Genomic DNA, 13,792 nt, shown 5'->3' on the forward strand with positions numbered 1-13,792 from the left:
TTCGGGGAAAATATGTTCTGACGGGCTTTTTTGGCAGAGGGGCGGCTCCGGGATGTGACTTTTTTGCTCCGCATCCTTCCAATAAGATAACGTCTTTTCACTTTACCAGTAAGCTCATGAACCGAATTCTTTTGGCAGCGTCGTTTCTGATCGCTCAATTTTCTGCCCGGGCCCAGCAACCCGCCCCCCTGATTGAACGCACCGAATCCATTATCTACGAAAAGCGGGTAACCGAAAAACGAGTGGCCAACCCCGATCTTCCCGGCCCGCCGGTTTCAGAAAACGCTTCTTCGGCTGTCGTGGCAACACCGGTTCCGGAGCCTGCGGTTCCGGTCATCAGTTCCCCGCCCGGCCCCGCCCTTGCCCCGCAGGCGGCTTATCCCGCACCCACCGCTGCCCCCGACGAAATCCGGCAGTTACGCAGACTGATTGAAGCGCAGGGGCAAAAAATCGACAGCATCCGGCAGGAAATTGCCCGGCAGAAACAGGCCGTCATGGCACCGCAAGACCCGCACCACCCGGCAGCGCCATCCCAAGCCCCAAAACGGGATAACATTTCGGTGGGGGTTTATATGGGGCCGAATCTTTCTGCTTATTCAACGGATCAGGATAGTCTGGGTTCCCGCGCCCGGGTGGGCTATCAGTTCGGTTTATACGTGCGCGGAGGAGGCCGCCTGTTTGGCCAGCTGGGCGCTGAATACGTCGGCATTTCCTCCAGACGTTACAGCAAAGACGACAAAGGCACCTCACTCAAGCAACTCAACAGCACCATTAATACGCATTACATTCAGGTTCCGCTCCAGATCGGTTACCGCCCCCTGATGACGCAATCCAGACGGACGGGTATCCGGATTCAGGCGGGGGCTGAATTATCGTATCTGCTCCAGGCCGACAAAAACGATTTTAAACTAACCGACGAGGATTATAACCAAACGGTAATTAATCTGCTGGGCGGCATTGGCTTTGATCTGGGGCCGATTACACTGGATATTTCGTATCACCACGGCATCCGGGATGTGTACAGGGCCGAAAATGCCAAACTGCGGATGGTGGGTGCGAGTCTTGGATTCAAGTTTTGAAAGACAACAGGCGGCTTTTTTCGGATCATTTCCAGAAGGCCGCAAAATGTATCCCATAGCCTCATTTACGCCATTTCTGCACTAACTTTTTTCGTCTATCAGGACTTTCCCTTAAACGGCCTGGCCACTGGCTGATTCTACCGGTTCTGCGCCGGAGAGAACAGTTTAGCCAGGCCGGTTTATTTAAACAAACTAGTCACCGACACCTTACTTTTTACAGCCGACAAGGCCGTTGACTTTCTTAATTAAACCAAACCGTATGGAAAGTATGATGAAGGCTGCACTGAAAACAGCCCAGGGCGATTTTGAAGTAACCAACGTGCAAACCCCTAAAATTCCCCGCCCCGACTGGGTGCTGGCCCGCGTTCGGGTAGCCGGCATCTGCGGAACCGACCTTCGGCACTGGAAACACGCCGAATCGGACCTGGCTCACAAAATCATGGGGCACGAACTGGCCGGCGAGGTCGTCGAAATCGGAGATGCCGTCACCAACGTCAAACCGGGCGACCGGGTTGTCATCGAAACCCTTCTGGGCGATGAGACCTGCCCCTGGTGTCGCTCGCAGCAGTATAACCTCTGCCCCCACCTCTATGAGGTGCGCATGGAAACCGTCTCCCGGGCTTTTGCTGGCTACCTCATCGCGCCCGCCAAGAATTTATACAAACTACCCGATCACGTGAGTTTTGAAGAAGCCACGCTGCTGGACACGTTTTCGGTTTGTCTGCACGCCGTTCAGCTTAGCGGCCTCAAACTGAACGACAAGGTAGCCGTCATTGGAGCGGGACCAATTGGATTGGGGCAGCTCCAGCTAGCCAAGGCAAACGGGGCGGATGTGATTGTAACCGACGTGGTTGATTCTTCGTTGCAGCTGGCCCTGGAGTTGGGTGCCGATGCCGTCGTGAACACCAAGACGCAGGACGGTTACCAGAAGGTGATGGAGTTTACGGGCGGTCGCGGAGTGGATATCGCCTTTGAATGCGCCGGTGGCCCCGCCATGCCCGTTACCCTGCCGCAAGCCACCTCGTTTGCCCGAATCGGCGGAAAAGTGGTGATTGTTGGCGGTTTTGACCCGGGCAAAACTGCCATTGAACTGGAATGGCAACGCATCCAGATGGCCCAGATTCAGCTTATTCCGAGTGCCAGCTACGCGTGGTGGGGCATCGATCCCGAAATGCGGATTTGCCTCGATCTGCTGGCTAAAGGTAAATTAAACGCCCGGAAGCTGATTACCCACAGTTTTTCGCTCGATCAGATTAATCAGGCGTTTGAAACGGCCCAGGACAAAGAGAAGACGCACGCCATCTTCGTCGCTCTAACCATTTAAACAACAATGCGTTGGATGGCATCCTAGGTAATGTCCAACCAATGCGCTACCCAATTTACAGTTGGCACTTCGCAGGCCGGACGGACTCAACGCGGCCTGCGAAGTGCCGATGGCCACCCCGCAGCCTGTTCCACAGGACGGCCATCACGAGTCCATTCGAAATGGAGGGTCAGGCGGCCAACTGCGCCGTATACCGTTGTTCCAGCAGGTGCGGGTTTTCGTAGCGGTTGCCCAGTACCCGAAGCTGGCGGGCGTGTAGCGCACTGAGTGAAAAAGCCGGGAATTCGCCGGTTCCGAGGGGTTGAAACAGGGCGTACCCGCAGCGGTGGTTCGACCAGCCAATCTCAAAAATCCGTCCGTCCCACTCCACCAGGTCGCTTTCGTACAGCAGGATTCCCCGCCGGTCCGACTGCCCGATGGTGCGCATCAGCCGCCAGGCGAACGCCGTTGTCTGGGGTTGCCCATCGGCGGGTGGTAGTTGACTGACCAGGGCCAGGGCTTCCTGGAGCCAGATGGTCAGATAAGGTTCGGGGGTCATGGGGAGTCCGGCCAGGTAGTGCATCTTCTGGCCGTCCCAGATTCGGGATTGGATGGGTTGCATACGCTTAATCGTAATAAAGTTCTGCTAGTATTTATAACAAATCTATATCATAAACGCGCATTTTACAACCCGGAAGGATGGAGTTGTATTATTTCACGCAAATAAAACCTATTCTTTTGCGTGAACGGTCCAGTTTTATCCTAGTCCAGCCGATAACGGGAAATCCATCGCCGTAAACTCTAAAAAAATCATACTTTCGTCATAATCTTTTCTTTTCAATTCCTTACCTTCGCTACCACGCTAACTTTACTATACTCTACTGCCTTTTCTCGAAAGTAAACAGTAGGTCACATAGAAAGGCGGCTTTTCAACAAACGATGGATAACCATTACCTTCTCTGGACGCAGGCAATTTCGGGCGATGCAACCGCGTACGCAAGGTTGGTTCATTTGTTTTTTCAGCCCCTGTTCCTGTATGGATGCAAGTTTACCCGCAACCGGGAACTGATTAAAGACTGCATTCAGGATGTTTTCCTGGAAGTCTGGCAAAAACGGGCGTTGCTGGATTCTGAAATCCCGCCCAAACCGTACCTGATGGCATCCTTACGCCGTCGAATTCACCGGGTTGTTCTAGCCAACCGCCTGGTACTGGACCCCGATGACCGCTGCGCTGACCCGGAATTTGAAGTTGAATTCTCGGTGGAAGAAGCTTTTATTCGTGAGGAGGCCACGCTGGAAACCGCCGGGCAGTGCCTGCGGCTCCTGCATTCGCTGCCGAAACGCCAGCAGGAAGTCATTTACCTGAAGTATTTTCAGGAACTCAGCCGCGACCAGATGGCCGAGGTCATGAACATTTCTCCGCAATCGGTTTCCAACCTGATTCAACTGGCGCTGAAATGGCTCAGGTCCCGCCTGAAATCCAAAGTCCTGCTCGTTTTGTTACTCTTTCCGTATTTCTGCTAACGACCTACCCGCTTTCGGGCTACGGGCGTAGACCTTTAGAGGGGCATTGTTCTGCGAAACGATCAGCCACCGCCCGGCTTTTCCGTTCAGCGCGAGGATGGACCGGCAATCTCCATCGGCCACAAAACCGGTTTTATCGTACGATTGGGGCGTAAAATGTCCCTTGCCATCCCCCAGCAGGACCAGCCCGGCCAACGCATCATGTCGCCCAACGACGGGTTCCACATCGTACGCATTGCCCACCAGCACCACATCCAGATGGCCGTCGTCGTTGCAGTCTTCCACCCAAAAGTCCTGCACGGGTGCCCACTGAGCGGCTTGTGGCAACGGTTTGACCTGAAACTGCCCCTTGCCCCGGTTCTCAATCCAGACACTTTCCTGCATATAGGCTCGTCTGACTTGCGCTTTCTCAATCTGTTCGCTGGTCAGTACATCCTTCCGTTCGGCCCGGGCGTAATCAGCATACTGCTCAAATTTCTTCCGCATCGACGGCATTTGCTTCATCAATAAATCCCGCGGTGGAATGGGGTACTCCCGCCCGGCCAGGTAGTAGGACGAAACCGCATCGAGCGTGCCATTCTGGTCAAAATCAGCCGCATAAACGCTCAGCGGCTCCGTCGGTGAACAACGGTAACGCGTGTTCAGGCCCGTGTTGCCCACCACCAGATCCAGATCGCCATCGTGGTCGAAATCCCCGCTTTTGACGCAGTTCCAGAAACCGTCCGACTGCGGAAACGCATTGAGTCTGGTCAGACGGCCCCGGTTATTCCTGAAAACCGTTATCGGCATCAGTTCGCCCACCACAATCAGGTCCGGCCAGGAATCGGCGTCGAGGTCGGCCCAGACCGCATCGGTCACCATGCCGATGGATTTGAGTTCCGGAGCCACGGCATCGGCCACGTCGGTAAACCGTCCCCGGTCGTTTTGCAGCAGAAAGCTTTCGCCCGGCAACGGGTACTGGCTCGGTACCAGCCGCCCACCCCGGAACAGATCCAGGTCGCCGTCTTTATCAAAATCAGCCGCCCGGACGCAGGACCCGCTCCGCCGGATAACGGGCAATTGTTGCGGAGCCGGGCTAAATGCGGCTTTTCCGTCGTTCAGATAAAGCCGGTCCTGCAAATACACCGAACGGTCATCGAACTCGTTGGAACCGTTCACAATGTATAAATCGGCATCGCCATCGCCGTCGGCATCAAAAAACACCGCTCCGGTATCTTCCTCCTGCTTGGGCCGCGATTCGTCGGTATAAGCCTGCTGCCGAAACCCACTGGCAGTCTGGATAAACAGTTTACCGTACTGCCCGTAGGCCCCACCCACGAAGAAATCCTCCAGCCCGTCGCCGTTGACATCGCCAGCCGCCAGCTTCGGCCCCAGTTGCGAAAATTTGTGCGGCAGCAAAACCTCGGTGCTGTAGTCCATGAAGGGTTCTTCCTGGTGAACGTAACGGACACCGCTCCGGGCCGTTGCATCAACCCAAAGACGGTTTTCGGGTGCTGATTTCGGTTTAGCATACGGTTTAGCCCCGTCCTGATTCAGCGTTACGGTTTGGTTCGCCGGTATATTTCGCAGGACTTCCCGGTTTCCGTTGAGCCAGATCACCGCCAGCGAGTCAACCCGTTGAGAGGCTCCCAGTCCAAAATGCAGCCGGTAATCCACCGACGAAGCATACCCCCGCGTCACGGCCTGCACCTGCGTTTGCCGCTGCCCGCCCGCAAAAACCGTCACCGTGCTGCCCAGTCCAAACGTATTCTTGCCCGAACCTTTCAGCCGCACATCCAGGAAATGAGTTTTGGGCGCGTTATTCCGCAGAATGAACGCATCTTCGTTGATGTTGTTCACGACCAGATCCAGGTCGCCGTCGTTGTCCAGATCGGCGTAGGCGGCCCCGTTCGAGAGCGAGGTTTTATCACCAAACCAATCGGCGGTTGCGTCTTCGAAGGTGAGGTCGCCCCGGTTTCGGAAAAAGAAATTGACGTTGTTCCAGGACGGCATTTTAGCGGCCCGTTCGATGGTGGAGCGCCGGAAGTCGGCTTTGGTGTTGCCGGTTTGCCAGAACGTAACGTTATAAGCCACAAAATCCAGATCGGTAATGTCGCGCAGATAGCCGTTGGTCACAAACAGGTCCTTATGGCCGTCGTTGTCCAGATCGGCAAACAGGGGTGCCCAGCTCCAGTCTGTTGCGTGTACCCCGGCCAGTTGCCCAATCTCGGAAAACAACACCTGCCCGTCCGGGGTTTTTCCCTGATTGACGTGCAGCATATTCCGCATGTACTGGGGCTGATACCCCGCCCGCAGCTCCAGTTCGAACTGCTCGAAGTGCCCCGCGCCGGTCATTTTTTTGCGTTGCAGGTTGTCGGCAGGCAGCATATCGAGCGTCATGACATCCAGCCGCCCGTCGTTGTTGACATCCGCTACGTCGTTGCCCATCGAAAACCGGCTCTGGTGCCTGAAATACTGCCCGACGGATTCTCGAAAGGTGCCGTCTTGGTTGTTGATGTACAGGTAATCGTTGTTCAGAAAATCGTTGGAGATATACAGGTCGTCCCAGCCGTCGTCGTTCAGATCGGCCACGGCTACGCCCAGCCCCAGACCATCGTGCCGGATTCCGGCCTGCCCGCTTACGTCCGTGAACGTACCGTTGCCGTTGTTGCGGTAGAGTTTATCCGGCGAAAAACCGCTGCCGTCGGTCACCGCCGGTTCGATCCTGTTCGGGTTCTGAACCAGACCGGTGGTGGTGAGCAAATACGCATCCAGATCGCCGTCTTTGTCGTAATCGAAAAAAGCCGCCTGGGTGGTGTAACTGGTATCGGCCAGACCGTACTGCGCGGCACTTTCTTTAAACCGAACCGCCCCACCGTTCTTTGCTCCCTGATTGATGTACAACTGGTTGGCCCGTTCCGCTCCCGGATAATTCCCGGCCTTGCAGACGTAAACGTCCAGTAAACCGTCGGCGTTGATGTCCACCATCGTCACCCCTACCGACCAGCCCCGCGGCTGAATCCCGGCCGTTTCCGTAGCCTCTTCAAAGCGCAGCGATTCACCGTCGGCGTTGCCTTTATTGAGGTACAGTTTGTCGCCCGACTGATTCCCGGCAAAGTACAAATCGGCAAAACCGTCGTTGTTCAAATCACCTACCGCGACGCCCGCGCCATTGTACACCAGGTGGTAATCAAAAAGATTATGCCGCTCGTCCTCAGCTACTTTATTCTGAAAATAGACCCCGGTTTCGTCCGACGGCATTCGGGTAAACAGCTTCTCATCGGCGGAGTGGCAGGCCCACAATCCTAGCAGCAGGCCGACCAGCGGCAGAACGGCTTTCATAGAAAAAGACAAACGGTTTAGGAACGAAGCAGACTGCTTCTTTTTCCTAGTAGACAAAACCACTCGCCAGATACCCTACCGAACGCAAAAATCCCCCAGACTTTTCAGGATTGGGCCGTCAAAAAAGAAATGGATTTTTTTTTAGCGGAATGATAGTATCCCGCCCACCCTTCAGTCTATCATCGTTTAAACCGGTCACGCAATCCAATGCAACAGTATCTTTCTTACACTGCTGAACAATTTGTCTGGGATGATCTTTTCCGGGACTGGGTGCTGCACCCAACTCCCGCATCCGATGCAATCTGGCAACAGTGGCTGGCCGAAAACCCGGAGAAAAAGGCGGTTGTCCAGCAGGCCCGGGCGCTGGTGCTGGCGTTGCAGGTCCGGGAAGTGCCCCTGGATGAATTTGAGCTGAATGAATCGGTACGGCAAATTGTGGCCCAGGCCACGGAACAGGGGTCTGAAGGTCGGCTAGTTCGTCCGGTCTGGTTATTCCGTACCCGTTGGGTGGCCGCAGCCTCTGTTGTACTTCTCCTCGCCGTTGGCGGCTGGTTCTGGACGCAGCGGAACGGAACTCCCCTCACCGACCCGCCACTGACGGTACAAGAACAACCTCAATTCCGGTTTACCGAACGCGAGAACCTGACCCAAAAACCAATGCTGGTGAACCTCAACGACGGTAGTGTGGTCGTGCTTCAGCCCCAAAGCAAGCTATGGTTTCCGACGGTTTTTGAAGCCAATAAGCGGGAGGTCCACCTGAGCGGGGATGCTTTTTTTGAAGTTCGCAAAGACCCCAAACGGCCTTTTCTGGTCTATGCCGGTGAAATCGTCACCAGGGTGTTGGGCACCAGCTTCTCGGTCCGGGCTTTTGAAAATGATCCCGGCATTTCGGTAAAAGTAAAAACGGGTCGGGTGGCGGTTTTTCACCGTGATCATTTACAAACGACCGCATCGCCGAATACGAAAGAAGTGGTGCTGAAAGCACGTCAGCAGGTAGAGTATTCCCGAAAAAAAGCCCGCATGACGAAAAGCACACTGCGGGCGGCCCAAACCGAACGGGATCCCGTTTTTTACCGGTTTGAGTTCGACGATACGCCCTTGCCGGAAGTCTTGAAAACGCTGGAAGATGCGTATGGAATCAGCATTCGTTACGACGAAAATCAGGTCAGCGATTGCCCGCTGACGGCCCGGTTTACCGACCAGTCCCTGCACGAAATGCTTCAGTTTATCTGCACGGCCCTCAACGGCAGCTATTCCATGCAGAACGGTCAGTTGATGCTCGACGTAAAAGGCTGTAGTGAGTAGTAAAAGGTCATTCATGTTGCAGCATGAATGACCGGAAGTGCCCCGTCCTGAACGAACTCATGACCCGGTTTTGCCGGGTAAGGGGATGATTTTGCCGAACCTTTAATTCCAAACAAAACCCTTCAAATGTATGAAAGAATTTTTTTTCTACCGAACCCTTTCCCTCCGGTTACTTATGCGCGTTGGACTTTTACCCCTGTTGCTGATGACCTGGGCGGTTGGAACGGCTTTCGCCCTCGACGGCAAGGCGCAGGACCTGCTGGCCCGGAAAGTAACCCTGCGGGCTAAACAACTTGAAATTAAACGCGTGCTTCGGGAAATTGAGCAGCAGGCAGACATCCAGTTTGTCTACAGTTCCCGGCTGATTCCGTCGCACCAGAAAATAACCTATGAAGCCGCTGGTCAGAATCTGGAGAAAGTGCTGGACGACCTGCTCAAACCGCTGCGGGCGACCTACGAAGTATCCGGCAAAACCATCATTCTCCGCAAAGAAACCGTCAATAGCCCGAATACCGGTTTCATTTCCGATCCGGCATCCGCCGAAGCCGTAGCGGACCAGGCCGTCAGCGGGAAAGTAACCGACGAGAAAGGCGAAGGGCTGCCGGGCGTTAACGTCGTCATTAAAGGCACCTCCCGGGGCACTACCACCGACGCCAGCGGAGCGTACCGAATTGTGGTGCCGGATGCAAACACTACGCTGGTATTCAGCTACGTAGGATACGCTTCGCAGGAACTGGCCGTTGGCGGACGGAGCACCCTTGATCTTGTTTTGTCGGTCAGTGACAAATCCCTGGATGAAGTGGTGGTGGTGGGTTACGGCGAACAGAAAAAAAGCAATGTTACCGGCTCGATTGTTTCCGTCAAAGCGTCAGAAATTGCAAAAGTACAGTCGCCAAGTTTTGACAACGCCCTACAGGGCAAAGTTCCGGGCGTCTACGTGACCACCAACGGCGGCCAGCCCGGGGGCGGTATCAGCGTCCGGATTCGCGGAGTTGGGGCCATCAACAACAGTAACCCGCTCTACATCGTTGACGGCGTGCAGATTGGCGGGGGTGACAGCGAAAACTCCAACCCGCTGGCGACGATCAACACCAACGACATCGAATCCATTGACATTCTGAAAGATGCGGCCTCGACGGCTATCTACGGTACGCGGGCGGCCAACGGCGTGGTGCTCATCACCACCAAACGCGGCAGCTCCGGGGCACCGCGGCTGAGCTGGAGTAGTTATTACGGCCTTCAGAACCCGACCCGTAAACTCCCAAATCCGCTGAATGCCACACAATTTGGCCAGAACATGAACGCGGCTTTCGTGGCCGCCGGGCAACCCGCGCCGTATGCCGACCCCACCACGCTGGGCCAAGGCACCAACTGGATCGACGAAATGATGCAGACCGGCCAGATTCAGGAACACCAGTTTTCGATTGCGGGTGGAGGAGCCAAAAACAAGTACTTTGTGTCGGCCAACTACTTCAACAACGACGGGATGATGATCCGGACCTGGTTTGAACGGATGTCGGTGCGGGTGAATACCGACAACCAGATTTCCGACAAGGTCAAAATCGGCAACAGCCTGTCCATTGCCCGAATCAACCGCCGGGACAATGGCGCGGGCAACCGGCAGTTCATCGGTGGGGTTTTCACGAACATTTACCAGACCCTGCCCACCATGTCAGTCTACAACGACGACGGGACCTTTGCGGGACCGACCGACAGCCGGTTTGAGCGCCCGGCAAACCCCGTTTTCGATCAGCTTCGCCCGAAAATCGACAATGAAGATTACAACCTGATTGGCAATTTATACGCCGAATACCAACCGGTTAAACGCCTGATTTTCCGAACCAGTTTTTCGGGCAACGTCGGTTCCGGCTCCTCCTACACCTTCAACCGTATCTGGACAGCGGGTTTGCTCAACTCGGCGGGTTTATCGTCGCTGAACGTCGGTTCCTCGCTGGGCCGCACCTGGATTTGGGAAAATACGCTGACGTATACGCACGATTTTGGAAAGCACAACCTGAATTTTTTGCTGGGTACCACGGCACTGGACTCCAAATACCGCTCGGCGAATCAAAATGCTTCCTATGATACGGATGCCTTTCAGGAAATCGCCAGCCAGGGCGCCAAATCGCTCAATACCAACACCAATTCGGGTGAAGAATCGCTGGCGTCGGTTTTCGGTCGGATTTCCTACAGCTACGCCGACCGCTATTTGCTGACGGTCAACCTCCGCCAGGACGGTTCTTCCAAGTTCGGGGCCAACAAAAAATATGGGATTTTCCCATCCATTTCCGGGGGATGGCGCATTTCGGAAGAAAGTTTCTTTCCCAAGAATGCCGTGGTCAGCGACCTGAAAATTCGGGCAGGCTGGGGACAGGTGGGTTCGGACGCCATCGGTAACTTCATGTACCTGGCCCGGGTTGGCAGTGGTTTCAACTACGCGTTCGGCAATCAGACCGGGCAGTCGTCCATCGGAGCCGCCCTGAGCGACCTCGGCAACCCTGATATCAAATGGGAAACCGTGACAGAATACAACATCGGTCTGGAATCGGGTCTGTTCAACAACCGCCTGAATTTTTCGGCCGAATACTTCAACCGGACCCGGACGGATATGTTGCTGACGCTGACGCTGCCGGGCGTTTCGGGTTTGCAGTCAACCGTACGCAACGTAGGGAGTCTGACCAACAAAGGAATGGAGTTTAACCTGGGTTATCGTAGTTCGGCGGGAGAACTCCGGTATAGCCTGAGCGGAAACCTGACAACCTACGACAACAAAGTGGTGTCGCTGGGGGGTAGCCGGGACATTGTTGGCTTAACCTATCCGGGTTCGGGCGCCATTACGATCATCCGCGAAGGCCAGCCGCTGGGCGTGTATTACGGTTTGATTTCAGATGGGTTGTTCCAGACACCGGCTGAAGTGGCAGCCGCCAACGCCCTAGACGGCAACGAAGCCACGCCCTACCAGGCCGCCGGAACCGCCCCCGGCGATTTTAAATACAAAGACCTGAACGGCGACGGCAAAATTGATGAATCTGACAAAACCATTATCGGTAACCCGACGCCTTCGTTTACCTACGGCTTCGGCGGGGAGGCAAGCTACAAGAAATTCGACCTGAGCCTGCAATTTTTCGGCGTGAGCGGCAACGACATCCTGAACCTGAACCGCACGAGTCTGGAAAGTTCGGGCCGGGCCTGGAACAAAATCGAAACTGTTACCGGAGCCTGGAGCGGTCCGGGTACGAGCAACAGCATTCCGCGCCCCATCCTGTCGGACCCCAACCTGAACAGCCGCGTGGCCAGCCACCTGGTTGAGAACGGTTCGTACCTGCGCCTGAAAAACATTCAACTGGGTTACACCATCAGCGGAGCGGGCCTTAAAAAGCTGGGTGTCAGCTCCGCGCGCGTTTACCTGGCGGTTCAGAATGCGTTCGTCCTGACCAGGTTCAGCGGGGTTGATCCGGAGGTGGGACTCGACGACAACAACAGCGCCCGGGCCGGTATCTATAACGACCTCTACCCGCAGGCCCGGACCTCATCACTCGGTATCCGGCTTGATTTTTAAAGGGAGACAAAAGATAGGAGACATGAGACATAAGATAACAGACATGAGATAAAGGTTTCCGCCTTCTCTTGTCTTTCGTCTACTCTCATTTCTCTCATAAATAACCAACTCGATAATGAAAGAAACCATGAAATACAGCATCCTTTCTCTTCTGCTGACGGCTGCGCTGGTGACAGGCTGTAAAGAAGACTTTATTACCAAGGAATTCACCAACGGCGTTGCCGAATCCAACTTTTTTAAAGACGCTAAAGACGTAGAACAGTCCCTGACGGCCGTTTACGACGTGATTGGCCAAAAGGGTGTTTACCGCGAAGCCGTTTTTGTGCTGGGCAGTTGTCCGTCCGACGATATTGACGAAAAAACCGGTGACACCGGTGATTACGGGTTTCACTTCAAAAACGCCAGCGATTTCCGGTGGTTTCCCGACAACCCGTTTTCGCGGGCGCGCTGGTACGACGCCTATAAAGGCATTTTCCGGGCAAACACCTTTCTGGAAAAAGTGCCGCCCGTTACCATGGACGAGAACCTTAAAAAGCAGTACCTGGCCGAAGCCAGATTTCTGCGGGCACTCTACTACTGGAACCTCACGATTACCTTTGGCGACATTCCTTTTTTTACGAAAGTACTGACGCAGCCCGAATACGCTGATCTGGCCCGAACTCCTCAGGCCACGGTGTACCAGCAAATTGAAGCCGACCTGACCGCGGCCATTCCGGACCTGCCGGTAGCCGCCAGCAACCCGGTGGGCCGGGTTACCAAAGGGGCCGCGCTGGGCTTTCTGGGCCGGGTGTACCTCTACCAGAAAAAATGGCAACAGGCCGCCGACGCGTCGCAGCAGGTGGTGGCACTGGGCCAGTACCGGCTGGTACCCAGCTACATTTCGATATTCAACGGGCAGGCCGAAAACAGTTCCGAATCCCTGATGGATTTTCAATCGGTGGGCTTCGCGCCGGGCTACTTTACGGATGCTTCCGAAAACTCCATTGCGGCCATGTGGAGTCCGACCATCGGCTGGGCCAACTGGTACACACCCAGTGAAGAATCCAAAAAACTGTTTGCCCCCGGCGACATTCGCCGGAAATCCGTGCTGATTGCCGGGGCCACACCCGCCGACTCCATCGACGTGGACGGAACCGGCCCGAAACCATTTCCGAGCCTGCCCATGCGCACGCAGTATTTCAACAACGCCAACGTCCGCAAATTTTTGCCCGAAGGTAAAATCATGGCGCAGGTGGACAACTTCGACGTGAACTACCCCATCATTCGCTACGCGGAAGTGCTGCTCAACCAGGCCGAAGCCCTCAACGAGCTGGGCCGTTCGGCGGATGCGCTCAAACCGCTCAACGAGGTCCGGGCGCGGGCCAGACTGGCTCCCGTTACGCAAACGGCCCAGGCCAGTCTGCGCACGATCATCCAGAACGAACGCCGGGTGGAACTGGTCTACGAAGGCCACCGGTTTTATGATCTGGCCCGCTGGGGACAACTCGAAGAAAAACTGAGCAAAAAAGGCTTCGTGAAGGGTCAGCACGAATTCTGGCCCGTGCCGACGGCGGAACTGGATCTGATGAAAAACCTGACGCAGTATCCGCCCCGGTAAAAGTCATTCCCGTTTCTCTGCCAGAACCCCACCCGCTAATCGGTGGGGTTTCTTTTTACGCCCTGCCGAATTATAACATTTCAACTATTTTGATAAAAATTTCA

The 13,792-nt window shown here is 55.2% G+C and carries 8 protein-coding genes; 6 read left to right on the forward strand and 2 right to left on the reverse strand.

The window, feature by feature from the left end; all coding sequences use genetic code 11:
* The first annotated feature begins 116 nt into the window (after nucleotides 1–116).
* Nucleotides 117–1,079, forward strand: a complete 963-nt coding sequence (locus tag LX87_RS11025) for a porin family protein (RefSeq protein WP_111628242.1) — start codon at nucleotides 117–119, stop codon at nucleotides 1,077–1,079.
* Nucleotides 1,080–1,347: 268 nt separating this feature from the next.
* Nucleotides 1,348–2,403, forward strand: a complete 1,056-nt coding sequence (locus LX87_RS11030) for a zinc-dependent alcohol dehydrogenase (protein WP_229310619.1) — start codon at nucleotides 1,348–1,350, stop codon at nucleotides 2,401–2,403.
* Nucleotides 2,404–2,572: 169 nt separating this feature from the next.
* On the opposite strand, the gene LX87_RS11035 is transcribed toward LX87_RS11030, so the two are convergent.
* A complete protein-coding gene (locus tag LX87_RS11035) occupies nucleotides 2,573–3,004 on the reverse strand; it encodes a YopX family protein (RefSeq protein ID WP_111628244.1) in 432 nt (143 codons plus the stop codon).
* 317 nt (nucleotides 3,005–3,321) lie between these two features.
* Between LX87_RS11035 and LX87_RS11040 the strand changes: the two genes are divergently transcribed.
* Nucleotides 3,322–3,906, forward strand: coding sequence for an RNA polymerase sigma factor (locus LX87_RS11040; protein ID WP_111628245.1), 585 nt, complete (start codon nucleotides 3,322–3,324; stop codon nucleotides 3,904–3,906).
* Here the strand turns inward: LX87_RS11040 and LX87_RS11045 are convergent.
* Complete coding sequence (locus LX87_RS11045; RefSeq protein ID WP_111628246.1) at nucleotides 3,883–7,227, reverse strand: VCBS repeat-containing protein; 3,345 nt, start codon at nucleotides 7,225–7,227, stop codon at nucleotides 3,883–3,885. The genes LX87_RS11040 and LX87_RS11045 overlap by 24 nt on opposite strands.
* Nucleotides 7,228–7,434: 207 nt before the next feature.
* On the opposite strand from LX87_RS11045, the gene LX87_RS11050 reads away from it, so the two are divergent.
* From LX87_RS11050 to LX87_RS11060, 3 genes are all read left to right on the forward strand, one after another.
* Nucleotides 7,435–8,532, forward strand: coding sequence for a FecR family protein (locus LX87_RS11050; protein WP_111628247.1), 1,098 nt, complete (start codon nucleotides 7,435–7,437; stop codon nucleotides 8,530–8,532).
* A gap of 130 nt (nucleotides 8,533–8,662) precedes the next feature.
* On the forward strand, nucleotides 8,663–12,091 hold the full coding sequence (locus LX87_RS11055; protein WP_111628248.1) for a TonB-dependent receptor: 3,429 nt from the start codon (nucleotides 8,663–8,665) through the stop codon (nucleotides 12,089–12,091).
* Nucleotides 12,092–12,218: 127 nt separating this feature from the next.
* Entirely contained in the window at nucleotides 12,219–13,688 is a 1,470-nt protein-coding gene (locus LX87_RS11060) for a RagB/SusD family nutrient uptake outer membrane protein (RefSeq protein WP_211325292.1), read from the forward strand.
* The last annotated feature ends 104 nt before the right edge of the window (nucleotides 13,689–13,792 follow it).

Origin of the sequence: Larkinella arboricola, from assembly GCF_003259745.1 — a bacterium.
GTDB lineage: Bacteria > Bacteroidota > Bacteroidia > Cytophagales > Spirosomataceae > Larkinella > Larkinella arboricola.

What these genes read in the sequence shown, in the direction of transcription:
- LX87_RS11025 (WP_111628242.1), top strand. Translation starts at nt 117, where the DNA reads ATGAACCGAATTCTTTTGGCAGCGTCGTTTCTGATCGCTCAATTTTCT.
- LX87_RS11050 (WP_111628247.1), top strand. Translation starts at nt 7,435, where the DNA reads ATGCAACAGTATCTTTCTTACACTGCTGAACAATTTGTCTGGGATGAT.
- LX87_RS11035 (WP_111628244.1), bottom strand. Translation starts at nt 3,004, where the DNA reads ATGCAACCCATCCAATCCCGAATCTGGGACGGCCAGAAGATGCACTAC.
- LX87_RS11045 (WP_111628246.1), bottom strand. Translation starts at nt 7,227, where the DNA reads ATGAAAGCCGTTCTGCCGCTGGTCGGCCTGCTGCTAGGATTGTGGGCC.
- LX87_RS11030 (WP_229310619.1), top strand. Translation starts at nt 1,348, where the DNA reads ATGATGAAGGCTGCACTGAAAACAGCCCAGGGCGATTTTGAAGTAACC.
- LX87_RS11060 (WP_211325292.1), top strand. Translation starts at nt 12,219, where the DNA reads ATGAAATACAGCATCCTTTCTCTTCTGCTGACGGCTGCGCTGGTGACA.
- LX87_RS11055 (WP_111628248.1), top strand. Translation starts at nt 8,663, where the DNA reads ATGAAAGAATTTTTTTTCTACCGAACCCTTTCCCTCCGGTTACTTATG.
- LX87_RS11040 (WP_111628245.1), top strand. Translation starts at nt 3,322, where the DNA reads ATGGATAACCATTACCTTCTCTGGACGCAGGCAATTTCGGGCGATGCA.